At 71.3% G+C, this 26,006-nt stretch carries 22 protein-coding genes; 18 read left to right on the top strand and 4 right to left on the bottom strand.

The annotated features are described in order from the left end of the window. Nucleotides 1–13: 13 nt before the first annotated feature. The 8 genes from LPC04_RS00110 (at nt 14) to LPC04_RS00075 (ending at nt 9,111) form a co-directional block, all read left to right on the top strand. Complete coding sequence (locus tag LPC04_RS00110; RefSeq protein ID WP_275680139.1) at nt 14–1,282, top strand: efflux RND transporter periplasmic adaptor subunit; 1,269 nt, start codon at nt 14–16, stop codon at nt 1,280–1,282. Nucleotides 1,283–1,305: 23 nt separating this feature from the next. Continuing rightward, the gene (locus LPC04_RS00105) at nt 1,306–2,031 is read left to right on the top strand and encodes an ABC transporter ATP-binding protein (protein WP_275680138.1); all 726 of its coding nucleotides are present in this window, start codon (nt 1,306–1,308) and stop codon (nt 2,029–2,031) included. Then, nucleotides 2,024–3,331 carry a TolC family outer membrane protein gene (locus LPC04_RS00100; protein WP_275680137.1) on the top strand — a complete coding sequence of 436 codons (1,308 nt, stop codon included), beginning with the start codon at nt 2,024–2,026 and terminating at the stop codon, nt 3,329–3,331. The genes LPC04_RS00105 and LPC04_RS00100 overlap by 8 nt, the downstream gene beginning before the upstream one ends. A 16-nt stretch (nt 3,332–3,347) precedes the next feature. Next, complete coding sequence (locus LPC04_RS00095; protein WP_275680136.1) at nt 3,348–4,661, top strand: ABC transporter permease; 1,314 nt, start codon at nt 3,348–3,350, stop codon at nt 4,659–4,661. 13 nt (nt 4,662–4,674) lie between these two features. Further along, on the top strand, nt 4,675–5,898 hold the full coding sequence (locus tag LPC04_RS00090) for an ABC transporter permease (RefSeq protein ID WP_275680135.1): 1,224 nt from the start codon (nt 4,675–4,677) through the stop codon (nt 5,896–5,898). A gap of 72 nt (nt 5,899–5,970) precedes the next feature. Continuing rightward, nucleotides 5,971–6,384, top strand: a complete 414-nt coding sequence (locus tag LPC04_RS00085; protein WP_275680134.1) for a hypothetical protein — start codon at nt 5,971–5,973, stop codon at nt 6,382–6,384. Between the two features lie 25 nt (nt 6,385–6,409). Next, complete coding sequence (locus LPC04_RS00080; protein ID WP_275680133.1) at nt 6,410–7,756, top strand: sigma-54-dependent transcriptional regulator; 1,347 nt, start codon at nt 6,410–6,412, stop codon at nt 7,754–7,756. Beyond that, complete coding sequence (locus tag LPC04_RS00075) at nt 7,756–9,111, top strand: sensor histidine kinase (RefSeq protein WP_275680132.1); 1,356 nt, start codon at nt 7,756–7,758, stop codon at nt 9,109–9,111. The genes LPC04_RS00080 and LPC04_RS00075 overlap by 1 nt, the downstream gene beginning before the upstream one ends. A 34-nt stretch (nt 9,112–9,145) precedes the next feature. Here the strand turns inward: LPC04_RS00075 and argH are convergent, their stop codons facing one another. Further along, complete coding sequence (argH, locus tag LPC04_RS00070) at nt 9,146–10,579, bottom strand: argininosuccinate lyase (protein WP_275680131.1); 1,434 nt, start codon at nt 10,577–10,579, stop codon at nt 9,146–9,148. 391 nt (nt 10,580–10,970) lie between these two features. Between argH and LPC04_RS00065 the strand changes: the two genes are divergently transcribed. The 5 genes from LPC04_RS00065 to LPC04_RS00045 all read left to right on the top strand — a co-directional run bounded on the left by LPC04_RS00065 (nt 10,971) and on the right by LPC04_RS00045 (nt 14,919). Then, nucleotides 10,971–12,005, top strand: a complete 1,035-nt coding sequence (locus LPC04_RS00065) for a sensor histidine kinase (protein WP_275680130.1) — start codon at nt 10,971–10,973, stop codon at nt 12,003–12,005. A gap of 22 nt (nt 12,006–12,027) precedes the next feature. Further along, nucleotides 12,028–12,804, top strand: coding sequence for a LytR/AlgR family response regulator transcription factor (locus tag LPC04_RS00060; RefSeq protein ID WP_275680129.1), 777 nt, complete (start codon nt 12,028–12,030; stop codon nt 12,802–12,804). Between the two features lie 69 nt (nt 12,805–12,873). Beyond that, entirely contained in the window at nt 12,874–13,359 is a 486-nt protein-coding gene (locus LPC04_RS00055; protein WP_275680128.1) for a hypothetical protein, read from the top strand. 355 nt (nt 13,360–13,714) lie between these two features. Beyond that, nucleotides 13,715–14,239, top strand: a complete 525-nt coding sequence (locus tag LPC04_RS00050) for a hypothetical protein (RefSeq protein ID WP_275680127.1) — start codon at nt 13,715–13,717, stop codon at nt 14,237–14,239. Between the two features lie 218 nt (nt 14,240–14,457). Continuing rightward, the gene (locus LPC04_RS00045; RefSeq protein ID WP_275680126.1) at nt 14,458–14,919 is read left to right on the top strand and encodes a RidA family protein; all 462 of its coding nucleotides are present in this window, start codon (nt 14,458–14,460) and stop codon (nt 14,917–14,919) included. On the opposite strand, the gene LPC04_RS00040 is transcribed toward LPC04_RS00045, so the two are convergent. After that, a complete protein-coding gene (locus LPC04_RS00040) occupies nt 14,911–15,822 on the bottom strand; it encodes a LysR family transcriptional regulator (RefSeq protein WP_275680125.1) in 912 nt (303 codons plus the stop codon). The genes LPC04_RS00045 and LPC04_RS00040 overlap by 9 nt on opposite strands. 96 nt (nt 15,823–15,918) lie before the next feature. On the opposite strand from LPC04_RS00040, the gene LPC04_RS00035 reads away from it, so the two are divergent. Both LPC04_RS00035 and LPC04_RS00030 read left to right on the top strand, forming a co-directional pair. Next, nucleotides 15,919–16,779: an NmrA family NAD(P)-binding protein gene (locus LPC04_RS00035; protein ID WP_275680124.1), complete on the top strand. Its 861-nt coding sequence runs from the start codon at nt 15,919–15,921 to the stop codon at nt 16,777–16,779. Nucleotides 16,780–16,838: 59 nt separating this feature from the next. Further along, entirely contained in the window at nt 16,839–17,480 is a 642-nt protein-coding gene (locus LPC04_RS00030; RefSeq protein WP_275680123.1) for a glutathione S-transferase family protein, read from the top strand. Between the two features lie 7 nt (nt 17,481–17,487). On the opposite strand, the gene LPC04_RS00025 is transcribed toward LPC04_RS00030, so the two are convergent. Next, nucleotides 17,488–20,328 carry a bifunctional diguanylate cyclase/phosphodiesterase gene (locus LPC04_RS00025; RefSeq protein WP_275680122.1) on the bottom strand — a complete coding sequence of 947 codons (2,841 nt, stop codon included), beginning with the start codon at nt 20,326–20,328 and terminating at the stop codon, nt 17,488–17,490. A 90-nt stretch (nt 20,329–20,418) separates the two neighbouring features. Further along, nucleotides 20,419–23,250, bottom strand: a complete 2,832-nt coding sequence (ppc, locus tag LPC04_RS00020) for a phosphoenolpyruvate carboxylase (RefSeq protein WP_275680121.1) — start codon at nt 23,248–23,250, stop codon at nt 20,419–20,421. 117 nt (nt 23,251–23,367) lie between these two features. Here ppc and hemC point away from each other — a divergent pair, with 117 nt between their 5' ends. From hemC to LPC04_RS00005, 3 genes are all read left to right on the top strand, one after another. Continuing rightward, the gene (hemC, locus tag LPC04_RS00015; RefSeq protein ID WP_275680120.1) at nt 23,368–24,348 is read left to right on the top strand and encodes a hydroxymethylbilane synthase; all 981 of its coding nucleotides are present in this window, start codon (nt 23,368–23,370) and stop codon (nt 24,346–24,348) included. After that, the gene (locus LPC04_RS00010; protein WP_275680119.1) at nt 24,349–25,155 is read left to right on the top strand and encodes a uroporphyrinogen-III synthase; all 807 of its coding nucleotides are present in this window, start codon (nt 24,349–24,351) and stop codon (nt 25,153–25,155) included. A 92-nt stretch (nt 25,156–25,247) separates the two neighbouring features. After that, nucleotides 25,248–26,006: uroporphyrinogen-III C-methyltransferase (locus tag LPC04_RS00005; protein WP_275680118.1), on the top strand; the 759-nt coding region annotated here is incomplete at its 3' end.

The following is a 26,006-nucleotide window of genomic DNA, read 5'->3' as shown; positions in this document are numbered from 1 at the left end:
CCGGACACCCTTCATGATTCGTGACACCTCCTCGCAAGACACCGCCATCGTTCGCCCGAAGGGCCGCCGGCGCCTCGCCATCGTGACGGCGCTCGTCGCCGCCGTCGCGCTGGCCGCGTGGAGCATGCCGCAGGCGCGCCGGCTGTGGGGCGCCGGCAGCTCCGTCAGCATCGAGCGGCTGGGCCTGGACGACGTCGCGCGCGGCCCGTTCGTGCGCGACATCCAGGCCGAGGGCCGCGTCGTCGCCGCGTTCAGCCCGACGCTGTTCGCGCCGCAGGCCGGTGCCGTCACGCTGCAGGTGCACGCCGGCGACTCGGTCCGGAAAGGCCAGGTGCTGGCGACGATCGCGAGCCCCGACCTGACCGCGAAGCTGGCGCAGGAGCTCGCCACCGCGGACACGCTGCAGACCGACACGCTGCGCGCCAAGGTCGAGGCCGGCGAGGAGCGCGCCGCGCTGCAGGGCGCGCGCGAGAACGCGGCGATCGACGTCAAGGCCGCCGAGACCGACCTCGCGCGCCAGCAGAAGGCCTACGACGCGGGCGCCGCGGCCGGCATGCAGGTGGACCACGCGCGCGACGCGCTCGAGAAGGCGCGCATCGCGCTCGCCCACGCCGAGGCCGGCCTGCATTCCAAGGACGACAGCCTGAGGTTCGAGCTGCAGTCCAAGGAGCAGGCGCACGCGCGCCAGGTGCTGCTGGTGCAGGACCTGCAGCGCCAGGTCGGCGAGCTGGCGGTGAAGTCGCCGGTGGATGGCCAGGTGGGCCAGCTGTTCGTCGCCGAGCGCGCCAGCGTCGCCAAGGACGCGCAACTGCTCACCGTCATCGACCTGACCCAGCTCGAGGTGCAGATGCAGGTGGCCGAGAGCTTCGCGCGCGACCTCGCGGTGGGCATGCCCGGCGAGATCTCGGGCAACGGCCAGACGTGGAAGGCGCGCGTCAGCGGCATCTCGCCCGAGGTCGTGCAGAACCAGGTCGCCGCGCGCCTTCGCTTCGACGGCGCGATGCCCGAGCAATTGCGGCAGAACCAGCGCCTGTCCGTGCGCGTGCTGCTCGACCAGCGCCCCGACGTGCTGAGCGTGCGCGCGGGCAGCTTCATCGACGAGTCCGGCGGCCAGTACGCCTACGTCGTGCGCGACGGCGTCGCCGTCAAGACGCCGGTGCGCCTCGGCGCGCGCAGCGTCGACCGCGTCGAGATCGTCTCCGGGCTGAAGGCCGGCGACCGCGTCGTCGTCTCCGGCGCCGACAACTTCCACGCCGAGCCCACCGTGGCGCTGGCCCATTGATTTCTCCTCCAACAAGGAATGCCATGCTGAAGATGACCGGCCTGTCCAAGGCCTACCGCACCGAGGTGGTCGAGACCTACGCGTTGCGCGAGTTCGACCTCGAAGTCAGGCAGGGCGAGTTCGTCGCCGTCACCGGCCCGTCGGGCTCGGGCAAGACGACCTTCCTGACGATCGCCGGCTTGCTGGAGGCGCCCACCGGCGGCCGCTACGAGCTCGATGGCGTCGACGTCAGCTCGCTTGGCGACGACGCGCGCTCGCGCATCCGCAACCAGAAGATCGGCTTCATCTTCCAGGGCTTCAACCTGATCGCCGACCTCAACGTGTTCGACAACGTCGACGTGCCGCTGCGCTATCGCGGCATGAAGGCCGACGAGCGCCGCCGCCGCGTGCGCGCGGCGCTCGAGCGCGTGGGACTGGCCGCGCGCGAGAAGCACTATCCGGCGGAACTCTCGGGTGGCCAGCAGCAGCGCGTGGCCATCGCGCGCGCGCTGGCGGGCGAACCGCGCCTGCTGCTGGCCGACGAGCCGACCGGCAACCTCGACAGCCAGATGGCGCGCAGCGTGATGGACCTGCTCGAGGAGCTGAACCGCGACGGCGCCACCATCGTGATGGTCACGCACGACCCGCAGCTGGCCGCGCGCGCGCAGCGCAACGTGCACGTGATCGACGGCCATGTCGTCGACACGTCGGACGAGGTGCGGCTGGCCGGACGCCGCGGCACGCAGGGCGAGGCAGCGGTCCATGCGTGATCTGATGCGCCGGTCGGTCGTCGTGCTCGCGTGCGCGCTCGCCGCGTGCAGGCCCGCGCAGGCGGACGACCTGCTGGACGTCTTCCGCCTCGCGCGCGCCAACGACCCCGTGCTGGCCGCCGCCGACGCGGCGCGCCTGGGCACGCACGACCTCGCCGACCAGGCGCGCGCCGCGCTGCTGCCGCAGGCGTCGGCCACGGCGGCGATCGGCCGCGAGCGCGACTCGGGCGCCGCGCAGCCGACCGCCAGCGCGCACACCACCGACGTCACGCTGGGCCTCAGCCAGGTCGTGTTCGACGCGGGGCTATGGTTGCAGCTGAAGGCCGCGCGCCTGAACGCCGACGCGCAGGACGCGACCGTCGAGGCCGCGCGCCAGCAGCTGTGCCTGCGCGTGGCCACCGCGTACTTCGACGCGCTGCTGGCCGCCGACATCCTCGCCAGCGTGCAGGCCAACGAGGACGCGTTCGCACAGCAGGTCGAGCAGTCGCAGCAGCGCTACAAGGCCGGCCTCGACGCGCAGGTCGACGTCGACCAGTCGCGCTCGTACCAGGCGCTGGCGCACGGAAACACGATCGCGGCGCGGCAGGCGCTGGTCGACGCGCTGGCCGCGGTCGCCGAGATCACCGGCAGCACGCCGGCGACGCTGAAGACGCTGCGCGACGACCTGCCGCTGGCGCCGCCGTCGCCGGCCGATCCGCAGGCCTGGGTGGCCAGCGCGCTGCAGGGCAATCCGGCGCTGTGGGCGGCGCAGAAGGGCGTCGCGTCGGCCGAGAGCTCGATCGCCGCGGCGCGTGCGGGCCACCTGCCGTCGCTGAGCGCGGGCCTCAACCTCGGCCGTCCGACGGGCGCGCCGTACGGCGACAGCAGCGGGCGTCTCGCCAACACCGCTGTCCTCACGCTCAGCGTGCCGTTGTTCGCCGGCGGCGCGACGCAGGCGCGCGTGAGCCAGGCCGTGCACCAGCGCGACGGCGCGCGCGACAGCCTCGAGACGCTGCGCCGCGCCATCGAACGCGCGACCAGGGCGGCCTACGGCAGCGTCGTCACCGGCATGGGCGAGGTGCAGTCCACGCGCGAGGCCGTCGCCGCGGCGCAGGCCTCGCTGGCCGCGACGCGCGTCGGCCGCGAGGTGGGCAACCGCACGCAGACCGACGTCCTCAACGCGATCCAGACGCTCGCGCAGGCGCAGGCCGCGCACGCGCAGGCGCGCCATCAATTCATCCTCGGCCGGCTGCAGCTGCAGCAGGCGGCCGGCGCGCTGACGGAGGCCGACCTGGCCAACGTCAACGCGCTGCTGCAGTGACCTCAAGGGAGACGTCATGTTCCTCTACTACTTCGACCTCGCGCTGCGCAGCTTCCGCTCCGCGCGCGGCCTCACCGCGCTGATGGTGCTGACCATCGCGATGGGCATCGGCGCGAGCATGACGACGCTGACGACGTTCCGCGCGCTGTCGGGCGATCCCTTGCCGGGCCGCAGCGACAGCGTGTTGCGCGTGCAGCTCGATGCCCAGCCGAGAGCGACGTTCGTGGCCGGCAAGGAGCCCGACACGCAGCTGACCCGCTTCGATGCCGAGGCGCTGCTGCGCGAGAAGCACGCCACGCGCCAGGCCATGATGACCGGCGGCGGCGTCAACGTGGAACCCGCCGCCGACGCGCCGGGCGCGCTGAAGCCGTTCGAGGCCGACGTGCGCGTCACGACCGCCGACTTCTTCCCGATGTTCCAGGTGCCGTTCCTCTATGGCCAGGGCTGGAGCGCGGCCGACGACGCGGCGAACGCCCCCCTGGTCGTGCTCGGCAAGGAGTTCAACGACAAGCTGTTCGGCGGCAGCAACAGCGTCGGCCGCACGGTTCGCGCCGACGGCCAGGACTACCGCGTGGTGGGCGTGCTGGCCGACTGGCAGCCCGTGCCGTACTTCTTCGACCTGAACGTCGGCCGCTATCGCAAGACCGAGGGCCTGTTCGTGCCGTTCGGCACCGCGATGGAGCGCAAGCTGGGCACCAACGGCAGCATGAGCTGCTGGGGCGACAACGCGACGCCGCATCCGCACGAGGTCAATGCGCCGTGCAGCTGGATCCAGTACTGGGTCGAGCTCGACACCCCGGCCGATCGCGCGCGCTACGCCGACTACCTCGCCCAGTATTCGGCGCGCCAGCACGCGGCGGGCCGTTTCCAGCGAGATCCGAACCCGCGCCTGCGCAACGTGATGGACTGGCTGTCTTCGCAGCAGGTGGTGCCGTCCGACGTGCGCCTGCAGCTGTGGCTCGCGTTCGGCTTCCTGGCCGTGTGCCTGGTCAACACCGTGGGCCTGCTGCTTGCCAAGTGCCTGCGCCGCTCGCCCGAGATCGGCGTGCGCCGCGCGCTCGGCGCGCCGCGGCGCCAGATCTTCGCGCAGTTCCTGGTCGAGGCCGGCACCATCGGCCTCGCGGGCGGCGTGCTGGGGCTCGCGTTCGCGGCGATCGGCGTCTGGTTCGTGCGCCACGGCACGACGCGCGGCGCGCAGTTCGTCACGCTCGACGCGGGCACCCTGGCCATCACGTTCGCGCTGGCGATCGGCGCCAGCGTGCTGGCCGGCCTGTTGCCGGCCTGGAAGGCGTGCGAGGTCTCTCCCGCGTCCCAACTCAAGTCGTCCTGAACGGAGCCTCGCCATGCTTCAACTGCGTCCCATCCTGTCCACGCTGCGCCGCCATCGCACGGCCGCTCTGCTGATCGTGATCGAGATCGCGCTGACCTGCGCGATCGTCTGCAACTCGGTCTTCCTGATCGCCAACCGCATCGAGCGCCTGCAGTTCGGCAGCGGACTGGCCGACGCCGAACTCGTGCACCTGGGCACGCGCAGCATCGGCAACGACGGCAACGCGGTCGCCGGCACGCGCGAGGACCTCGCCGCGCTGCGCGCCGTGCCCGGCGTCAAGAGCGCCGCCATCCTGTCGACGATCCCGTTCGGCCACCAGTCGCGCAACTCCGGCGTCGGGCTCGTGCCCAACCAGCCGACGCCGACGATCCAGGTCTCGATGTACAACGGCGACGTCGGCCTCGTGTCCACGCTGGGCGTGAAGATGGTGGCCGGGCGCGACTTCAGGCCCGACGAGGTCGTCGACGAGGACGAGTTCGACAAGGTCGACGACTTCCCGCTGCCCGCCGTGATCGTCACGCGCGCCGTCGCAGAGCGCCTGTTCCCGGGCAAGGACGCCATCGGCCAGGCGATCTACATCTTCGGCACGTCGCCGATGCGCATCGTGGGCGTGGCCGATCGCCTGACCAGCCCGCACCCGGACAGCGGCGGCGTGCGCGACCTCTACTCGGTCATCCTGCCGATCCGCCCGACCTTCGACGGCGGCACCTACGTGCTGCGCACCGATCCCGCACAGCGCGACACCGTGCTGAAGGCGGCCGTCGCAGCGCTGGACAAGGTCAACCCGCATCGCGTCGCGCAGGAGCACGGCACGTTCGAGGATCTGCGCGGCGACTACTACAAGACCGACCTGGCCATGGTGTGGCTGCTCGCCGGCGTCTGCGTCGCGCTACTCGTCGTGACGGCGTTCGGCATCGTCGGCCTGGCCAGCTTCTGGGTGCAGCAGCGCACGAAGATGATCGGCACGCGGCGCGCGCTCGGCGCGACGCGCGGCCAGATCCTGCGCTACTTCCAGACCGAGAACCTGCTGCTGACCAGCGCCGGCATCGCGCTGGGCATGCTGGGCGCGTTCGCGATCAACCAGTGGCTGATGACGCAGTACGAGCTGCCGCGCCTGCCCGCGATGTACCTGCCGCTGGGCGCGCTCGCGTTGTGGGCGCTGGGGCAGATCGCCGTGCTGGCGCCCGCTCGACGCGCGGCCGCGCTGCCGCCCGCCCATGCGATGCGCGGCATCTGACGAGCCCGACCGTGGGAAAGTCCCGAAAGATTCGGTCACAGTTTGCCGCCGCGGGGCCGGCACAATGGCGGCATGACGTCCCGAATCCATTTCCTCGTGCTCGCCGTGTTCGCCACTTGCGGCGGCGCGGCGCTGGCGGCCGAAGAGCCGGCTGCCGTGTCGGACAGCCCCGAGACCGCGGCCACGCTGTACGGCCAGTCGGTGTCGCTGCCGCGCCAGGCCGCGGCCTGCTCCGAGCGCATCGCCGACTACATGCCGCGCTTCCAGAAGTTCTACGATGCCTGGCGCACGGAGAACGCCGCGCAGATCGCGGTGGGCGACAGGTTCATCCACGACCAGGCGAAGAAGGGCGGCGTCGATGCCGATGCCGGCATGGCCAAGCTGGCCGACGCGGACGTGGAGCGGCTGCGCAAGACCTCCACGGAGCTGCTCGCGCGCCATTGCCAGCTGATGCTGGAGTCGCTGGCGCCGCCTGCCGCCAATTGAACGCGACGGTCGATCAGGAGCTGCCGTGCGAACGGTCCTGATCATCGACGACAACCCCGGCGTCGGCGAGGCGCTGGCGCTCGCGCTGTCCTTGCGCGACATCCGCCCGCTGTTCGCGCCCGGCCCCGAACAGGGCCTGGCGCTGCTCGATCGCGAGCGCGTGGATCTCGTGATCCAGGACATGAACTTCAGCGCCGACACCACGTCCGGCGAGGAGGGCGTCGCGCTGTTCCGCGCGATCCGCGCGCGCCACGTCGACGTGCCCGTCGTGCTGCTGACCGCGTGGACGCGTCTCGAGAACGCCGTCGAGCTGGTCAAGGCCGGCGCCGCCGACTATCTCGCCAAACCCTGGGACGATGCCCGGTTGCTGGCCACGGTGGAGAACCTGCTGGAGCTGGCCGAGGCCGGCGCCGAGGTGCGGCGCGCCCGCACCGAGCGCCGCGCGCGCAAGGAAGCGCTGGCCGCGCGCTACAGGCTGGGCGACCTCGTCGTCGAGTCCGACGCCACGCTGCGCCCGCTGGAGCTCGCCTGCCAGGTCGCGCGCTCCGACGTGCCCGTGCTCATCACCGGGCCCAACGGCAGCGGCAAGGAGCGCATCGCGGCCATCGTGCATGCGAACTCGTCGGTCGCGCGCGGGCCCTTCGTCGCGCTCAACTGCGGCGCGCTGCCGGCCGACCTCGTCGAGGCCGAGCTGTTCGGCGCGGAGAGCGGCGCCTACACCGGCGCCAACAAGGCGCGCGAGGGCCGCTTCGACGCCGCCGACGGCGGCACGCTGTTCCTCGACGAGATCGGCAACCTGCCGCCCGGCGGCCAGATGAAGCTGCTGCGCGTGCTCGACACCGGCACGTTCCAGCGCCTGGGCTCCAACCACACGCGCCAGGTCAAGGTGCGCGTGCTGAGCGCCACCAACGCCGACCTGAAGGCGATGGTGCGCGACGGCACGTTCCGCGAGGATCTGTACTACCGGCTCAACGTCATCGAGGTGCGGCTGCCGCCGCTGGCCGAGCGTGTCGACGACATCCTCCCGCTGGCCGAGCACTTCCTGGCCGGCCGCGCGCTGCTGTCCGACCCCGCGCGCGACGCGCTGCGCGCGCACGCGTGGCCGGGCAACGTGCGCGAGCTCAAGAACGTGATCGAGCGCGCCGCGTTGTTGTCAGGTGGCCAGCCGATCTCCGTCGACCTGCTGGGCCTGCCCGACGCCGCGCCGTCCGCCCAGGCGCAGCGCAGCCTGGACGAGCCCAGCCGCGCCGCGATCGAGGCCGCGCTGGCCGCCGCGCACGGCGTCGTCAGCCGCGCGGCGCAGGCACTCGGCATGTCGCGCCAGGCGCTGTATCGGCGCATGGAGCGCTACGCCATTCCGCCCGATTCCTGATGACGCTACGCCTGCGCCTCGTGCTGATGATGACGCTGGCGGCGTTGTCCGGCGTCGTGGCGCATGCGGCGCTGACGCAGTGGCCGCTGCCGCAGGCGCTCGCGTGGCTGCGCGTGTCGCTGGGGCTCGGGCCGGCGTGGTCGGCGCCGGGCGGCGCGTGGGCCATCGCGCTGACGGCCGCCGTCGTATTGCCGTTCTGCGCCTGGAGCGCGCGCGCCGTGCTGGCGCCGCTCGCGCGCCTGCTGCGCGCGCTCGAGGGCGGCGTGCTGAGCTATCGCGACGGCGACTTCAGTCTGTCGCTGACGCCCACGGGCCATGGCGAGCTGGGCGAGCTCGTGCGCCTGCACAACGCGCTGGGCGCGGCCTTGCGCGAGCAGCGCCAGCATCTCGTGCAGCGCGAGCTGCTGCTCGACACCGTCGTCCAGAACACACCCGTCGCCCTCGTGCTGACCGATGCCGGCGGCCACGTCGCCTACGCCAACATCGCCGCGCGCCAGTTGCTGGGCGAGGGCCGCAGCCTGCAGGGCCTGGAGTTCGGCGCGCTGCTGGCCGCCGCGCCCGCGGCGCTGCGCGACGCGCTTTCCGCGGGCGAGGACACGCTGTTCAGCGTCGACCTCGACGGCGCCGACGAGACCTTCCACGTCTCGCAGCGCGGCTTCCGCCTGCAGGGCCGGCCGCACCGGCTGCACCTGCTGCGGCGCATGACGCGCGAGCTGTCGCGCCAGGAGGTGGCGAGCTGGAAGCGGCTGATCCGCGTCATCAGCCACGAGCTGAACAACTCGCTGGCGCCGATCTCGTCGCTGGCGCACAGCGGTGCGGAGCTGGTGCGGCGTGGCGACGACGTGCGCGCCATCGGCGTCCTCGAATCGATCGGCGAACGCACGCGCCACCTGCACGGCTTCCTCGATGGCTATGCCCAGTTCGCCAAGCTGCCCGCGCCGCGCCCGCAGGCCGTCGACTGGACCGGCTTCCTCGCCGGCCTGCGCGCGCATTGCACCTTCGTGCTCGAAGGCGGCGCGCCCGAAGGCCAGGCGCGCTTCGACCCGGTGCAGATGGAGCAGGCGCTGATCAACCTGCTGAAGAACGCGCACGAGTCGGGCAGCCGCGCCGAGGACGTGACGCTGTCGTGCGCGGCCTCGCGCAACGAGCTGCTGCTGGTCGTCTCCGACCGCGGGCCGGGCATGAGCGAGGCCGTGCTCGGACAGGCCCTGCTGCCGTTCTATTCGACCAAGCGCGCCGGCACGGGCCTGGGTCTGGCGCTCGCGCGCGAGATCGTCGAGGCGCATGGCGGGCGCATCGCGCTGGTCAATCGCAGCGGGGGTGGGTTGCGGGTCACGCTGACGTTGCCTCCCTAGCGGTCGGCGAATGCGCCCTTCGGCCGCCCGACGCTTATTCCAGGCGCCCGCGATGCCGCGCGATCTGCCGCCTCGCCTCCACCGGCGCCGTCCCCCCGATCACCTGCCGCGCATTGAGCGAGCCCTGCAGCGTCAGCACGTCGTAGACATCCTGCCCGATGCTCGCGTGGAAGCCCTGCAGCACGTCCAGCGGCAGCTCGGACAGGTCCTTGCCCGAGTCGATGCCGACCTTGACTGCGTGCGCCACGACCTCGTGCGCATCGCGGAACGGCACGCCCTTGCGAACGAGGTAGTCGGCGAGGTCGGTGGCAGTCGCATAGCCGCGCTTCGCGGCGCGCTCCATCGCGTCGGGCTTGGCGGTGAGGCCGCCCGAGCGCGCGCCGGTGGCCGCGTCGACCTCGCCGCCGACCATCTCCGCCATGATGCGCAGCGTGTCCTTGACGGTGTCGACCGTGTCGAACAGCGGCTCCTTGTCTTCCTGGTTGTCCTTGTTGTACGTGAGCGGCTGGCCCTTCATCAGCGTGATCAGCGCCATCAGGTGGCCCACCACGCGGCCGCTCTTGCCGCGCGCCAGCTCGGCGACGTCCGGGTTGCGCTTCTGCGGCATGATCGACGAGCCGGAGCAGTAGCGGTCGGACAGGTCGACGTAGCCGAAGTTCTGGTTCATCCAGAGCACGATCTCCTCGGCCATGCGCGAGACGTGGATCATCACGATGGACGCGAACGACGAGAACTCGATCGCGAAGTCGCGGTCGCTCACCGCGTCCAGCGAGTTCTGGCAGACGCCGTCGAAGCCCAGCGTCCTCGCGACGCGCTCGCGATCCAGCGGATAGCTCGTGCCCGCCAGCGCCGCGGCGCCAAGCGGCAGGCGGTTGACGCGCTTGCGCACGTCGGCGAGGCGCTCGGCATCGCGCGCGAACATCTCGACGTAGGCGAGCAGGTGGTGCGCGAAGCTGATCGGCTGCGCGACCTGCAGGTGCGTGTAGCCGGGCATCACCGTCTCGGTATGCCTCTCGGCGACGGAGAGGAGGGCGTTCTGCATCTCGACCAGCAGCACCGCGATCTCGTCGATCTCGCCGCGCAGCCACAGTCGCACGTCGGTGGCGACCTGGTCGTTGCGCGAGCGGCCGGTGTGCAGGCGCTTGCCCGCGTCGCCCACGAGCTGCGTCAGGCGCGCCTCGATGTTGAGGTGCACGTCCTCCAGCTCGAGCTTCCACTCGAACTTGCCCGACTCGATGTCGGCGCGGATCTGCGCCATGCCGCGCTGGATGTCCGCGTAGTCCTGGTCGGCGATCACCTTCTGCGCCGCCAGCATCTCCGCGTGCGCGAGGCTGCCGGCGATGTCGGCCTGCCACAGGCGCTTGTCGAAATCGACGCTCGCGGTGTAGCGCTTGACGAGCTCGCTCATCGGCTCCGAGAACAGGGCCGACCAGGCCTGGGACTTCTTGTCGAACTGGTTTTCGCTCATCGCGCGCTCACACTTGGGGGGGCTGGAAATGCGGGGTCAGGTCTTGCCTTTTGCCTCGCCACTGGGGTCAGGTCTTGCCTTTTGCCCGCTGCGGGACGCCGGTCCTGCCTCTGTCAGACCTGGCGCGCGACGCGTTCCCAAAGGTCGCCGTGCCCCGCAGCGAGCCGGGTGCGCTTGCCAATCCTTGACGCGCTCACGGCGAGGTCCGCACTCGTACGGCCACGGGCAAAAGGCAAGACCTGACCTCACACCGCAGGCAAAAGGCAAGACCTGACCCCGCGTTGCCCGATTGTAGGCGGCGCACCGCTCGCAGCCTTCGCAAGACCGCACGTCGGCTTGCGCGGGGCGGTGCCTTGTCCGATCTCCCCGCGCTCGCCCACAATGCGGGTTCATGGATACCGTCACCGCCTCCACCACGCTGCTCGGCGAAGCGCCCGTCGCGGGACAGCGCCGCCACGCGGTGCCGGCGCTGTGCGAACCCGGCACCATCCTGCGCGCGCTGCTGGGCGTGCAGGCGATCGTGACGGCCGGCGCGGCGTTCGACAGCCCGTCGCTGTCGACCTGGCTGTCGCGCGGGGTGGTCGGGGCGACGGTGTCGGTGCCGGCGACGCTGGCCTGGGTCGTGCTGTGCTGCTGGTCGACGCGGCTGCTGGAGCGGCTGCCCGTCGCGGGCCGGCTCGCGCTCGCCGCCGCGGTCAGCGCCGCCACGACGTGGGCATCCTGCCTGCCGCTGCGCATGTTCGGGCTGGATTCGGGCGACGGCGCCAACCTGGCCGCGATCATCGGCACCGGTGCGCTGCTGGGCGCGGTCGTCTACCACTGGCTGGAGCTGCGCATGCGCGCCACGGTGCCGGCCGCCACGGAGGCCGGGCTGCTCGAGCTGCAGTCGCGCGTGCAGCCGCACTTCCTGTTCAACACGCTCAACACCGCCATCGCGCTCGTGCGCGTCGATCCGGCGCGCGCCGAGGAAGTGCTGGAGGACCTGTCCGAGCTGTTCCGCGCGGCGCTCGGCGCGCTGGAGGGCGACTCGACGCTGGGCGAGGAGATCCGCCTCGCGCGCCTCTATCTCGACATCGAGGGCATGCGCTTCGGCAAGCGCCTGTCGGTCGAGTGGGACATCGACGACACGATCGCCGACGTCCGCGTGCCGTCGCTGCTGCTGCAGCCGCTGGTGGAGAACGCCGTGCGCCACGGCGTCGAGCCCAACGACGACGGCGGCCGCGTGCAGATCCGCGCGCGGGCGCGCAACGGGCGCGCGTGGGTGCAGGTGGTCAACACGGTCGGCGCGCCCGCGACGCCTGGCCACGGCATCGGCCTGGTGAGCTCGCGCGAGCGGCTGCGCCTGATGCACGACCTGCGATCCGAGTTCCAGGCCGGCCCGATCGACGGCGGACGCTTCCGCGTGCGCCTGGCCGTGCCGATTTGAAGATGACGCGGAGATTCCAACCATGACGCGCCTGAAGGTGCTGATCGTCGACGACGAGGACCTGGCCCGCCTGCGCCTGCGCAGCCTGCTGGCGGACTGCGCGTCGCCGGCCGCGGAGGTCGCCGGAGAGGCCGGCAGCGCCGCCGAGGCCCTGCACTGGCTCGCCGGCAACTACGCCGACCTGGTGCTGCTGGACATCAACATGCCCGGCCTCGACGGCCTGCAACTGGCCGAACGCCTGCGCGCCTCGCCGCGTCCGCCGAGGATCGTCTTCGTCACCGCCCACGCCACGCACGCGCTGAAGGCCTTCGAGATCGACGCCGTCGACTACCTCACCAAGCCCGTGCGCCGCGCGCGCCTGCAGGAGGCGCTGGTGCGCGTCGAGCAGCGCCTCGATCGCGCGGCCCCGGCGGTGCCCGCGAAGAAGGCGCCACCCACCGAGCAGCCGGTGCTGGTCGTGAGCGACCGCGGCCGGGTGCAGCGCGTGCCGGTGGCCGACATCCTGTACCTGAAGGCGGAGCTCAAGTACGTGACGCTGCGCACGCCCGCGCACGCGTACGTGCTGGACGACTCGCTGTCCGACCTCGAACAACGCCTCGGCGACGTGATGCTGCGCATCCACCGCAACGCGCTCGTGGCGCGCACGGCGGTCACCAAGCTGGAGCGCCGCGCGCCGACCGACGGCGACGGCGACGGGGAAGGGTGGGCGGTGCAGGTCGGGGCGACGCAGGAGTGGCTGCAGGTGTCGCGCAGGCAGCTGACACAGGTGCGCGAGCTGCTGGCCGAGGATGGTGTGTGACCTGAAGGACGCGACGCCACGAGCGCTGTCTGATAGATTGGCAACGTCACTGCCGAGTAGGAGCCCGACATGCCGTTGTTCGCAGCGCATTCCGATGACAGCAAGCACGTTCGCAGGCAGGGCATTCGACGCTGCTGGCTGGTGATGCTGTTCCCGATGGCGTTGGCGAATGCGCAGCCCGACGGACGCCAGGAGCTGGCGTTGACGGCGACCGAGGCCGACTACGTTCGTGCCGGCATGCGCGATCACGTGGTCGACATCCAGGCGCTGCTGGCCGGCCTTGCGAACAACGACATCGAGGGCGCCTTGCGTGCTGCGCGCAGCGCGGGCACGCGCTCGCTCGACGCCGACCCGAACCGCCCGACCACGCTCGGCCCAAAGCTGCCAGCGGCCTGGAAAGGGATGTTGCAGGCGCGCATGCGAGGCTTCGACCAGGTTGCCCAGGACATCGCCAGCAGAGCCGAGATGCCTCGTACCTTGCACGATCTCAGCACGGCGATGGCAACATGCGTCGGTTGCCACGCATCGTTCAAGCTCGTTGTCGTCGCCCCCTGAGCGCCCGTTGGCGGCCGGATGCGGACGTCGGCGAATGTCGGATTTCGGGCAGGCTGCCGCCGAGGTCGATCGTCGGGCGGTGCGGAGAGCAAGCATGGGACGGTAACGGAACACGCAAGTACAGGTTCGAGACCGTGGCGCAGGCATCATGGAGACTGCCCGTTCTTTCGTGACTCCGCCAGAACGAATTCAGGTGGCTCCCGGCATGTCGCGAGGGTGCGGTTTCGGCCTTCATGCGCTTGGGCATCGTGAAAGGATGGCATCGTGACGCTCCCGGGCCTCATCCCACTTTCGGCGACCCATCGCCATCCAGTTCGCGCCTTCTCGCGATAGACGCGACCGCATTTGGAAATACATGAAGCAGTTGCTGTTCATCTGGATGTTCACCTTGAGTTCGTGCTCAGCTGCCTCTCTTGGTGAACCTGAGCCGCCAATCCCCACTCATGAAAAGGCGCGCATCGCCCAGGTCGCTGCTGAGGCACGAGATTCGAAGGACATCTCCGAAGGCCAATTCGAGCAGACGATCGAATGGCTGAATTCAAGCCCGTGCAGCGGCGTCGACCGCTCACTCCCTGCAAACATCAGGAAATCGCTGGCGCCCTACATCGCAAGGCACGAGAGCCTGGGTCAGGTCAAGGTGTTGAATTCGTTTGTGTTTGGAGGTTGGCACATCATCGAGATAGAAAACAACGTTTCTGATGAGCCCTATCTCTTTTATCCTGCCGATCCCTCCTCGTCGAGGCCTGTAGCCTCCTGGAGCGGGGCGGCAACGATCTTCGAGACAACCGACGTTGAAATGTGGGCCATGGAGAATGCGCACGGCATCCCACGCAAGCTCGCTCGTTGTTTTGCATGGCACGTCACGCTCAACCGCGTGTAGGCTCGATTCCCCACGGGAGCCCTGGACTTGATCGCTGAGCGACGGCTATTGCGCGGTTCGACGAGCTTGAAGACCGCGCCGAGCCGGTCGCCGCCGTCCGGACAGTGACCCGGTCCCTCGACTGCAACAGCATCGCCAGGCTCGCCGCGATCTGTGCCTGTCCTGCCCGGAGCCAGTCGCCTAAGCTGTGGCCGATCTGCAACCGCTCGCTGCCTGCCATGACGCTCGCTCAACGTCTTCTCGATCTCGGCCTCGTCCTGCCCGAGACCGCCGCCCCCGGCGCGCGCTACGCCGCCGTCGTCGTGCACGACGGCCTCGCATGGGTCAGCGGCCAGCTTCCCCGCGACGGCGACCGCGTCATCGCCATGGGCAAGCTCGGCCGCGACATCGACATTCCCGCCGCGCAGCACGGCGCCCGCATCGCGCTGCTGCGCGGCCTCGCCGCGCTGCGCGACGAACTGGGCGATCTCACGCGCGTGAGGCAGATCCTCAAGCTCGCCGTCTACGTCAACAGCACCGAGGACTTCACCGGGCACAGCGCGGTCGCCGACGGCGCCTCCGCGCTGATCTACGAGCTGCTCGGTCCCGAGTTCGGCAAGCACGCGCGCACCAGCGTCGGCGTCGCGCAGCTGCCGCGCGACGGCTGCGTCGAGCTCGACCTCGTCGTCGCGCTAGCCTGAGACCAGCGCGACGACGAAGTCCAGCATCGCGCGCGTCTTGGCCGGCACGTGGTGGCGCGACGGGTGGTAGGCGTAGAGCGGGAAGCGTTCGTCGGACCAGTCGGGGAACAGGTTGACGAGGCGCTTGTCGGACAGCAGCGGATCCTGCGGCAGCGCGAACATCTGCGCGATGCCGTAGCCGGCCTCGCAGACGCTTTGCAGCGTGCCGGCATCGTTGACGGTCAGCGCGCCGGGCGTCCGGATCACGAGCTTCCTGCGCTTCTGGTGGAACTCCCACGGGAACGCGCGGCCGGTGGCCGGGTCGCGGAACTGGATGCAGCGATGGCGGCCGTCCTCGAGCTCCTGCGGATGCGCGGGCTTGCCGAAGCGCTTCAGGTAGCGCGGCGACGCGACGGTCAGCACGCGGGCGTCGAGCAGCTTGCGCGCGACCAGCGACGACGGCTGCGGGTGGCCGAAGCGCAGCGCGAGGTCGAAGCCGTCGCCGACGAGGTCGCCGAGGTCGTCGCGCGTGCGCAGCTCCACTTCGAGCGCGGGATGGCGTTCGAGGAAGTCGCCGAGCGCCGGGCCGAGGATCAGGCGCGAGAAGAACGGGTCGACGTTGACGCGCAGCCGGCCGCGGATCGCCGTCGCGCCACCCTGCGCGTCGGCGGTCGCTTCCTGCAGCGCGGCGATCAGCGGCATCACCTGCTCGTGGAAGCGGCGCCCCTCGTCGGTGAGCCGCACCGAGCGCGTGGTGCGCTCGAACAGGCGGATGCCCAGCCGCGCCTCGAGCCGGGCGACGGCGCGGCTGACGCCCGATTGCGACATGTCCAGCGCCTCGCCGGCACCGTTGAAGCTGCGCGCATCGACCACCGCCGCCATCACGGCGACGCCCTCGAGCAGTTGCGTTCCGGTCTCTGCCATTGATGACTCCGAAGCATCAGTCAAATGAGCTTGATGCTATCGCAATGCGCGCGCGCCGACGGAAGAATGACTTCCATCGCATCAAGGAGTCATCGAATGTTTGCAATCACGGGAATCACGGGCCAGGTCGGCGGGCAGATCGCCGAGGCGCTGCTGGCAGCGAAGCGGCCGGTACGCGCGGTGCTGCGCGACAAGGCCAAGGCCTGGCGCTGGATCGAGCGCGGCTGCGAGGCCGCCATCGCGGCGATGGACGACGCCGCCGCGCTGACGGCCGCCTTCACCGGCGCCGAGGCAGCGTTCGTGCTGCTGCCGCCGGTGTTCGACCCGGCGTCGGGCTTCGCCGAGAGCCGGCGCAACATCGGCGCGATCTCGGCCGCCCTGCGCGCGTCGGGCGTGCCGCGCGTGGTCGTGCTGTCGACGATCGGCGCGGAGGCGGCGCCCGAGAACCTGCTGACGCAGCTGCAGCTGCTCGAACAGGCGCTGGCCGACCTGCCGGCGGCCGTCACCTTCCTGCGCGCGGCCTGGTTCGTCGAGAACGTCGCATGGGACATCGAAGGCGCGCGAAAGAGCGGCACGATGCCCAGCTTCCTGCAGCCGGTCGATCGTCCGATCGCGATGGTCGCGACGGCGGATGTCGCCCGCGCGGCCGCCGCGCTGCTGCTGGAGTCGTCCGAGGGTCACCGCGTCGTCGAGCTCGAGGGGCCGGCGCGCGTCTCGCCCGCCGCGCTCGCGAGCGCGCTGGGCCAGGCACTCGGGCGCGAGGTCGTTGCGCAGACCGTGCCGCGCGCCGACTGGGAGGCGCTGTTGCGCGCACAGGGCATGCGCAACCCGGTGCCGCGCATGCGCATGATCGACGGCTTCAACGAAGGCTGGATCGACTTCGGCGCCGGCGCGCGCAAGGGCACGACCCCGCTGCAGGCCGTGGTCGACGGACTCGTGCGACGCGGCACGCCTTGACCCGCGGCGGGTTATCGTTGCGATCCGGCGCCGGGCCGGGTTCACGACAAGGAAGCAAGATGCGGCTCATCGGCATGCTCGACTCCCCGTACGTCCGCCGCGTGGCGATCGCGCTGCGGCTGCTGGACATCCCGTTCGAACACGACCCGCTGTCGGTGTTCAGCACCTTCGACCAGTTCAGCCGCGTCAACCCGGTGGTCAAGGCGCCGACGCTGGTATGCGACGACGGCACGGTGCTGATGGACTCGGGCCTGATCATCGACTACGCCGAGGCGCTGGCCGGCCGCAGCCTGTGGCCGGCCGATCTCGCGTCACGCACGCGCGCGCTGCGCGCGACGGGGCTGGCGCTGGCGGCATGCGAGAAGGTGATGCAGATCTACTACGAGCACAACCTGCGTCCCGCCGCGCACGCGCCATGGCTGGAGCGCGTGCACCAGCAGCTGCGCGCGGCGCTGGCGGGACTCGATGCCGAGATCGCGCGGCATCCGCCGTCGGCCGACGAGAAATCGCTGACGCAGGACGGCCTGTGCGCCGCGATCGCGTGGCGCTTCATGCAGATCAAGCTGGCGACGCCGGTGGCCGACGCGGCGTGCCCGGCGCTGTCGGCGTTCGCGGCGCGCGTCGAGGCGCTGCCGTCGTTCCTGGCGACGCCGGCCGACGACCGCGTCACCGTGTCGACGCCCGGCTACCGCGCGCCCTGAGCCGCGCTCAGGCCGGCTGCAGCGCTTCCAGCTTGTCCTTTTCCAGCGACGCCGTGGCCGCGGCCGCCGGCGCGGGGCGGAAGCGCAGGAAGCCCTGGATGACGTCGCAGCCCCAGCCCTGCAGCACCGTTTCCTGCTCGATGGTCTCGACGCCCTCGGCGGTGACCGACAGTCCCAGCGTGTGCGCCAGTTCGATGACGGTGCGCACGATGGTGTCGTCCTGCTCGCTGGTCGTGAGCTGCTTGATGAACGAGCGGTCGATCTTCAGGCGGTCCAGCGGGAAGCGGCGCAGGTAGGACAGGCTCGCATAGCCGGTGCCGAAGTCGTCGATGGCCAGGTGCAGGCCGAGTTCGCGCAACGCGTGCAGCTGGGCGATCGAGGTCTCGGCGTCGTTCATCACCGAGCCCTCGGTGATCTCGAGCTCGATCTGGCGCGGGTCGACGCCGGTACGGGCCAGGGTATCGCGGACGGTGGCGAGGAAGTCCGGGTGGTTGAACTGGCGCGGCGCGATGTTGACGGCCACCAGCGGCTTGCCGGCGCCGGAGTCGGCCCAGGCCTTCGCCTGGCGGCAGGCCTGCTCCAACACCCAGGCGCCGATCCTGACGATCAGGCCCGTCTCCTCGGCCAGCGGGATGAACTCCGCCGGCGAGATCATCTTGTCGCCGTCGCGCCAGCGCAGCAGCGCCTCGAAGCCGCAGATGCGGCCGTCGGGCAGCCCGCGCTGGCCCTGGTAGAACAGCTCGAAGTCGCCGTGCTCCAGCGCCTTGAGCATGCGGCTTTCCATGCGGAGCTTGTCGCGCTGGTGCTCGCCGATGCGCGTGTCGTAGACCAGGAAGCTGTTGCCCGGATCGGCATGCAGCTGCAGCTTGGCGAGCTCCGCGAGACGCGCGACCTCGTCGGCCGAGCCGGCGTCCTTCGGATATTCGGACGCGCCCACGCCGATCGACACGATCAGGTCCTGGTTGCCGATCTCGAACGGCGCGTCCATCGTCGCGGTCAACGCCGCGAGGATCGCGTCGAGCCGCCGCGGATCGTGGCCGAAGTGGAACAGCGCGCCGAAGGTGACGCCGTCGACGCGGTACAGCCGGCCTTCGAAGCGGCGCACCGCCTGGTCGAGGCGCGCGGCGATCTGGCACAGCAGCGCATCGCCCAGCTGGTGGCCGACGCTGCCCACGATCAGGCCGAACTGCTTGACCGAGATCGTGACGTAGCAATAGCTCTCGGTGCCGGCCAGCTCGATGGCGTGGGTGTCGGCCTCCATCGCGCGCCGGTTCAGCAGCCCGGTGACCTTGTCGTGCAGGCTCGCATGCGCCAGCTTCTCGTTGGTGACCGCCAGCTGGCGATTGGACTGGCGCGCGCGCAGGTACAGGCGCGCGGCGACGCCCACGCCGATCGCGAGCACCGCGGCCAGCAGCAGCATCAGCGTGCGTTCGTTCGAGCGCCGCGACAGCTCCATCGACTGCAGCGCATTCTCGTGCTCCAGCTGCTCGACCTGGCGCTGGTGTTCGGTGAGGCTCGACTGCCGCTGCAGCGCGACGACGGTGCTGCTGCGATCGCGGCGCGCCAGCTCGTTCTCCAGCACCAGCGACTGGCGCAGCCGCACCAGCGCCTCGCGCGTCTCGCCGCTGCGTTCCAGCATGTCGATGTAGCGGTTCAGCTGGATCAGCAGCTCGGGATCGCGCTTGACGCGCTCGAGCGCGCGCAGGCCCGCGTCGGCCTCGTCCTTGCCGAGCGCGACCTTGCCGAGACCGATGTCGGCCATGCCGAGGTCGATCAGTGCATGCGCCGCGGTGTCGGCGTCCTTCTGCGATTCGGACTGCTGCTTCGCGCGCGCCGCGGCATCGGCCGCCTTGGCGTAGTTGCGCACGGCCAGGTAGTCGCCGGACAGGGTCATCAGGCCGTCCTGTTCGCTGCTGAGCCACGCGACCTGGCCGGCCTGCGAATTCATCGTCTCGACGATGTCGGCCGGCGCGGGCACGGTGGTGCCGAGCTTCGTCGCGATCTCGCGCTGGACCTTGACCGCCTGTTCGCGGGCCATGGCCGCGCGCTGGGCCTGGCCGTCGGCGGCCGCGGCCAGCGACTCCCACATCCAGCCGACCACCACGAGCCCGTCGTCGGTCGACCGGGCGCCGAGCTCGCGCACCAGCCGCGCCTCGTGCAGCGCCTGTGCGAACTGGCCCTTGACGATGTGCATCGGCGCCAACGACTGCCAGGCCTGGGCCTCGCGGCGCGGGTTGTTCAGCGCGCGGCCCGATTTCGCCGCGTCCTCGAACAGGCGGATGCCCTCGTCGATCTGGCCGTTGTTCATCGCCAGGTCGGCGGCGCTCATCTCGACCCAGTAGTGCAGGTCGGGGCTGGCGGTCTTGCGCGCGTAGGGCAGCGCCTCCTCGATCCAGCCGAACGCGGCGCGCTCCTGGCCGGCGAACGCCAGCTGCGAGGACTTCAGCGTGTAGGCGGACGCGATCGCCGCCGGGTCGTGCGTGCGCTGACCGATGTCGGTGAGCTCCTCGACCGCGGCGTCGGCCACGGCGGGCTTGTCGGTGGCGGCATGGGCGTAGCCCCAGGCGGCCAGGAAGGCGCGCAGGTCGTCGCCGCCGCTGGCGCGCGCCGGCACCTCGAGGGCGCGCAGATGGGCGATGACGTCGTTCGGTTCGTTGCCGTAGCGGGCCTCGATGTCGAACACCTGCTGCATGATCGACTCGGCATGCGCCCCCTGGCACCACGCCAGCGCCGCGAGCAGCACGAAGGCCGACGCGGCGAGATGCAAGCGGCCGCGGGCGGCCGGGCGCGCGACCGTGGCGCGGCGGCGGCGCGGCGAGTCGGGCGGAGGGGTTGTCGAGGAGGCCACATCGTCTTATCGACCCGAAGCCGGGCTGATTGAAGCTCGGCCGTGCCCTCGCATCCGTGACAAAAGTCCGGCTCGCGCCTGAACGAGTCGTCAGCCCGTGTTGCGCAGGCCCGCGGCGATCCCATTGATCGACAGGTGGATGCCGCGCTGCACGCGCTCGGTGGCGGGGTCGTCCGCGCGGCGCATGCGGTAGCGCCGCATCAGCTCGACCTGCAGGTGGTTCAGCGGGTCGAGGTAGGGGAAGCGGTGCTCGATCGAGCGCGCCAGCGACGGGTTGGACTGCAGCCGCGCCGTCTCGCCGGTGATCTCGCCGAGCATCGCCTGCGTGCGCTCCCACTCGGCCTTGATGGCCCCGAAGATGCGCTTGCCCAGCTTCTTGTCGTCGACGAGATCGACGTAGCGCGCGGCGATGCGCAGGTCGCTCTTGGCCAGCACCATGTCGAGGTTGGACAGCAGCGTGCGGAAGAACGGCCACTGCTTGTACATCTTGCGCAGCAGCTCCAGGCGCCGGTCGTGCTCGTCGCCGGGCGCGCCCAGGAACGACTGCACCGCCGACCCGAAGCCGGCCCAGCCCGGCAGCGCCACGCGGCACTGGCCCCACGAGAAGCCCCAGGGGATCGCGCGCAGGTCCTCGATGCGGCGCGTCGACTTGCGCGACGCCGGCCGCGAGCCGATGTTCAGCTCGGCGATCTCGCGGATGGGCGTGGCCGAGAAGAAGTAGTCGGTGAAGCCCGGCGTCTCGTAGACCAGCCCGCGGAAGGCCTTGAAGCTCGCCTCGGACAAGGCCTCGGCCGCCTCGAGGAAGGCCTTGGGCGGCGCCTTGGTGGTGTGCAGCAGCGTGGCCTCCAGCGTGGCGGCCACGAGCGTCTCGAGGTTGCGCAGGCCGATCTCGGGGTTGGCGTACTTGGACGCGATCACCTCGCCCTGTTCGGTCAGCCGGATCTGGCCGTTCACGGTGCCCGGCGGCTGGGCGACGATGGCCTGGTAGCTCGGGCCGCCGCCGCGGCCCACGGTGCCGCCGCGGCCGTGGAACAGGCGCAGGCGGATGCCGTGCTCCTGCTCGAGCTGCGAGAACAGCGTGACCAGCGCGACCTCGGTGCGGTACAGCTCCCAGTTGCTGGTGAAGAAGCCGCCGTCCTTGTTGCTGTCGCTGTAGCCCAGCATGATGTCCTGCTCGCCGCCGCTGCGCTTGATCAGCTCGGTGATACCCGGCAGGGCATAGAACTGCGCCATGATCGGTGCGCCGTTGCGCAGGTCGGCGATGGTCTCGAACAGCGGCGAGACGATGAGGTCGGCCTTGGCCGCGCCGTCCAGCGTGCCGCGCATCAGGCCGCATTCCTTCTGCAGCAGCAGCACTTCGAGCAGGTCGCTCACGTCCTCCGTGTGCGAGATGATGTAGTGGCGGATCGCCTCGGGCCCGAACAGCGCGCGCATCTTCAGCGCGGCCTCGAAGATCGCCAGTTCGCCCTGCGCCAGCGGCGAGTACTCGGCACCGTGCACGCGCAGCGGGCGGGCGTCGTTCAGCAGCCCGAGCAGCAGCTCGCGGCGCGCCGTCTCGTCGAGCGCGCCGTAGTCGTTCTCGAGCCGCGCCGCGCGCAGCAGTTCGACGATGACGGCCTCGTGCTGGTCGGAGCTCTGGCGCAGGTCGACGGTGGCCAGGTGGAAGCCGAACACCTGCACCGCGCGCTGCAGCGGCGCGAGCCGCGGCGCCACCAGCGCGCCGGCGTGGTGCGAGCGCAGCGAGCGCTCGATGACGGCCAGGTCGGCGCCGAATTCGGCCGCGGCGTCGTAGGGATCCTGCGGCACGACGGCATGCCGCAGCGCCTCGGTGCCGGTCAGCTTCTCCAGCGTCGCGGCCAGGCGCGCATACACGCCCACCAGCGCGCGGCGATACGGCTCGTCCTCGCGGTGCGCGTTGTGGTCGGGCGAACGATCCGCCAGCGCCTGCATCTCGGGCGTGACGGGCGCCAGCATCTGCGAGATCGACAGCTCCGCGCCGAGCGCGTGCACCTCGTACAGGTAGTGGCGCAGCGCGGTCTCGCTCTGGCGCGACAGCGCGATGCGCAGCGTCTCGGCGGTGACGTTCGGGTTGCCGTCGCGATCGCCGCCGATCCAGTTGCCCATGCGGAAGAACGGCGCGACGTCCTGGCCCGGCAGCGCCTCCTCGATCGCGCGGTACATCTTCGGGATCTGGCGCAGGAAGGTCGAGTGGTAGTACGAAATCGCGTTCTCGATCTCGTCGGCCACCGTCAGCTTGGTGTAGCGCAGCATGCGCGTCTGCCACAGCTGCGTGATGCGGGCGCGCATCAGCTCGGTGTTGTCGTTGAGCGCGCGCTCCGAATAGAGCTCGGCGCGCTCGGCCAGCAGCTCCGCGATGGCGCGCTCGGCGTCGAGGATGCTCTTGCGTTGCACCTCGGTCGGGTGGGCCGTCAGCACGGGCGAGATGAAGGCGCGATTCAGCGCCGCGGCGATGTCGGTGGCGCGGTGGTCGGCGTTGTGCAGGCGCTCGAACGCCATCGCGAGCGAGCCGTCCTGCAGGTTGCCCTCGCGCTCGTGGTGCGCGCGCCGGCGCACGTGCTGGCGATCCTCGGCGATGTTGGCCAGGTGCGAGAAGTAGCTGAACGCGCGGATCACGCTCACCGTCTGGTCGGCCGACAGGTTCTTCAGCAGCCGATCCAGCACCCGCCCGGCGCTCGCGTCCTTGTGGATGCGGTAGGCCACCGAGAGCTGCCGCACGCGCTCTATCAGCTCGAAGGCGGCCAGTCCTTCCTGTTCCCGGATGACCTCGCCGAGCAGCCGGCCGAGCAGCCGGATGTCCTCGACCAGCGGCCGATCCTTGTCGGCTGCCGAGGGCGCCGGCTTCGCCGATGCACTCTTCCTGGGCGTCTTCACGATCTGGCGGGTGGCGGCGGTGCGGGGCATCGAGGTGGTCCGTTTCATGTAACCGAATTACCAATGACTAAATGTAGCAGTGCCGCCCTCAATAGTGAAGGGCTGGCTTCTTGACGCGCGACGAACTGGCTGCCGGATAATCCGCGAATGAACAACATCGTGATCGCCACCCGCGAAAGCCGCCTCGCGCTGTGGCAGGCGGAGCATGTGCAGGCGCTGCTGGGACGGCGGCTCGGCGTCGCCGCGTCGCTGCTGGGCATGACGACCCGGGGCGACCAGATCGTCGACCGCACGCTGTCCAAGGTCGGCGGCAAGGGCCTGTTCGTCAAGGAGCTCGAGACGGCGCTGGAGTCCGGCGCCGCGCACCTGGCCGTGCACTCGCTCAAGGACGTGCCGATGGAGCTGCCCGACGGCTTCGAGCTGGTGGCCGTGCTCGATCGCGAGGACGCGCGCGACGCCTTCGTGTCCAACAGGTTCGCGTCGCTCGCCGAGCTGCCCGAAGGCGCGCTGGTGGGCACGTCCAGCCTGCGCCGCGTCGCGCAGCTGCTCGCGCTGCGACCCGACCTGCGCGTGGCGCCGCTGCGCGGCAACCTCGACACCCGCCTGCGCAAGCTCGACGAGGGCGGCTACGACGCCATCGTGCTGGCCGCGGCCGGCCTGATGCGCCTGGGCCTGGGCGAGCGCATCCGCGCGCGCTTCGCGGTCGACGAGATGATCCCGGCGGCGGGGCAGGGCGCGCTGGGCCTGGAGATCCGCAGCGGGAATGCGGCGCTGCATGACGGCCTCGCTTCGCTGATCGACGCCGACACCTGGCTCGCCGTGCACGCGGAACGCGCGGTCGCGCGCGCGCTGGGCGGCAGCTGCAGCATGCCGCTGGCGGCGTTCGCCACGCGCGGCGGCGACGGCCGCTTCACGCTGCAGGCGGCGCTCGGCGACGCCGCGGTCGGCGCGGCCCTCGAAGTGGCGATCGGGCACGAGGGTCCGCGCGTCGCGGCGAGGCCGTTGCTGAAGGCGAGCGAGACGGGGGCGCTGGCCGACGTCGCGGCCGCCGAGGCCATGGGCCGGCGCGTGGCCGCGGCGCTGCTGGCGGCGGGCGGCCAGTCCTACCTGCCGACGACGGCAAACTGAATGAGCGACGATGCTGCCACCGTGCTGGTCGTGCGTCCGCGGGCGCAGGCCGACGCCTGGGTCGGCGAGCTCGCGGCGCTGGGCATCGCGGCGCGCGCGCTGCCGCTGATCGAGATCGTGCCCGTGCCCGATGCCACGGGCGTCGAGGCCCAGTTCGCGCGCGTCGAGGCCTCGGCCGCGGAGCCGGTGCTGGTCTTCGTCAGCCCGAACGCGGTGCTCGGATTCTTCGAGGCTGTCGCCCGCGCACGCGGGACGCGCGCGCACGCGCTCGCCTGGCCCGCGCACGCCTGGGCGGCCGCCACCGGCCCCGGCACGGTCGCGGAGCTGCGCCAGTGCGGCGTGCCGCCCGAGCGCATCGTCGCGCCCCCCGCCGACGCGCCGCAGTTCGATTCCGAGGCCTTGTGGTCGGCCATCGCCGGCTGGCCGTGGGTTGCGCGTCCGGTCTGGATCGTGCGCGGCAACGGCGGGCGCGACTGGCTCGGCCAGCAGTTGCGCGGCGCCGGTGCCCAGGTCCATGTCGTGCAGTCGTACGGCCGCGCGGCGCCGACGTTGTCGGAAGTCGAGCGCGCGCTGCTCGCCGACGCGCTGGCGCGGCCCGTCCGCTGGATCTGGATGTTCAGCAGCTCGGAGGCGATCGACCATCTGCAGGCGCTCGCGCCGGAGGCGTCGTGGCAGGCCGGCCGCGCGCTGGCCTCGCATCCGCGCATCGCCGAGCGGGCGCGCGCGCTCGGTTTCGGCGCGGTGACGCTGGTCTCGCCGACCGCGCTGTCGGTGGCGGACGCGCTCTCGCAGCAGCGCGTCGGCTGATCTCCGCCCGGTGTGGCGGGCGCGCATCGGCACCCCTGTTGCGCGGCGTCCGCTGACATCGCCGGTGTGGTGTCGTCGCTACAATGAATCGCGTGACTGACGACCCCAACGCTCCGATGAACACGCCGCCGCCGATGGCGGTCGTGCCGCCCGCGACTCCCGCCGTTCCCGCCGTCGTGCACGCGCCGCCGCACGCGCCGCGCCACTGGCAGTTGCTGGCCTGGATCGCCGCGGTGGCCTTCGGCGTGATGTCGGTGGCCGCCTTCGTCTCGGCCTGGCACACGCAGCAGCGCGTCAAGTCGCTCGAGCAGGAACTCGTGCGGCGCCAGCAGACCAGCCAGACCGACGCCACGGCCGCGCGGGTCGCGTCGCAGCAGGCGCTCGACAGCGTGCGCGACCTCAATGGCAAGCTGGGCGTGCTCGACGAGCGCGTGGCCGAATCGCAGCTGCAGCGCTCGCAGGTCGAGGACCTGATCCAGTCGCTGTCGCGATCGCGGGACGAGAACGTGCTGGCCGACGTCGAGGCCGCGCTGCGCGTCGCGATGCAGCAGGCCGCGCTCACCGGCAGCACCGATCCCATCGTCGCCACGCTGAAGCAGGCGGACGAGCGGCTCGCGCGGTACAACAATCCGCGGCTCGACCGCATCCGCCGTGCGGTCGCGCGCGACCTCGACCGCGTGCGCACCGCGTCCGCCGTCGACGTGCCCTCGCTGACGATCCGCCTCGACGAGGCGGTGCGCATGGTCGACGAGCTGCCGCTCGTTTCGGTGCCCGAGCGCGCGACGGCCGCCGGCCGCGCGGCCGCGGCGTCGGCCAACGGCGCGTCGGCCAGCGCGCGCGGCGCCGCGTGG

It is taken from the genome of Scleromatobacter humisilvae, assembly GCF_023231945.1.
Classification (GTDB): Bacteria; Pseudomonadota; Gammaproteobacteria; order Burkholderiales; family Burkholderiaceae_C; genus Scleromatobacter; species Scleromatobacter humisilvae.
Note: the sequence above shows the minus strand (reverse complement) of the source record. Positions and strands in the feature narration are given on the sequence as shown.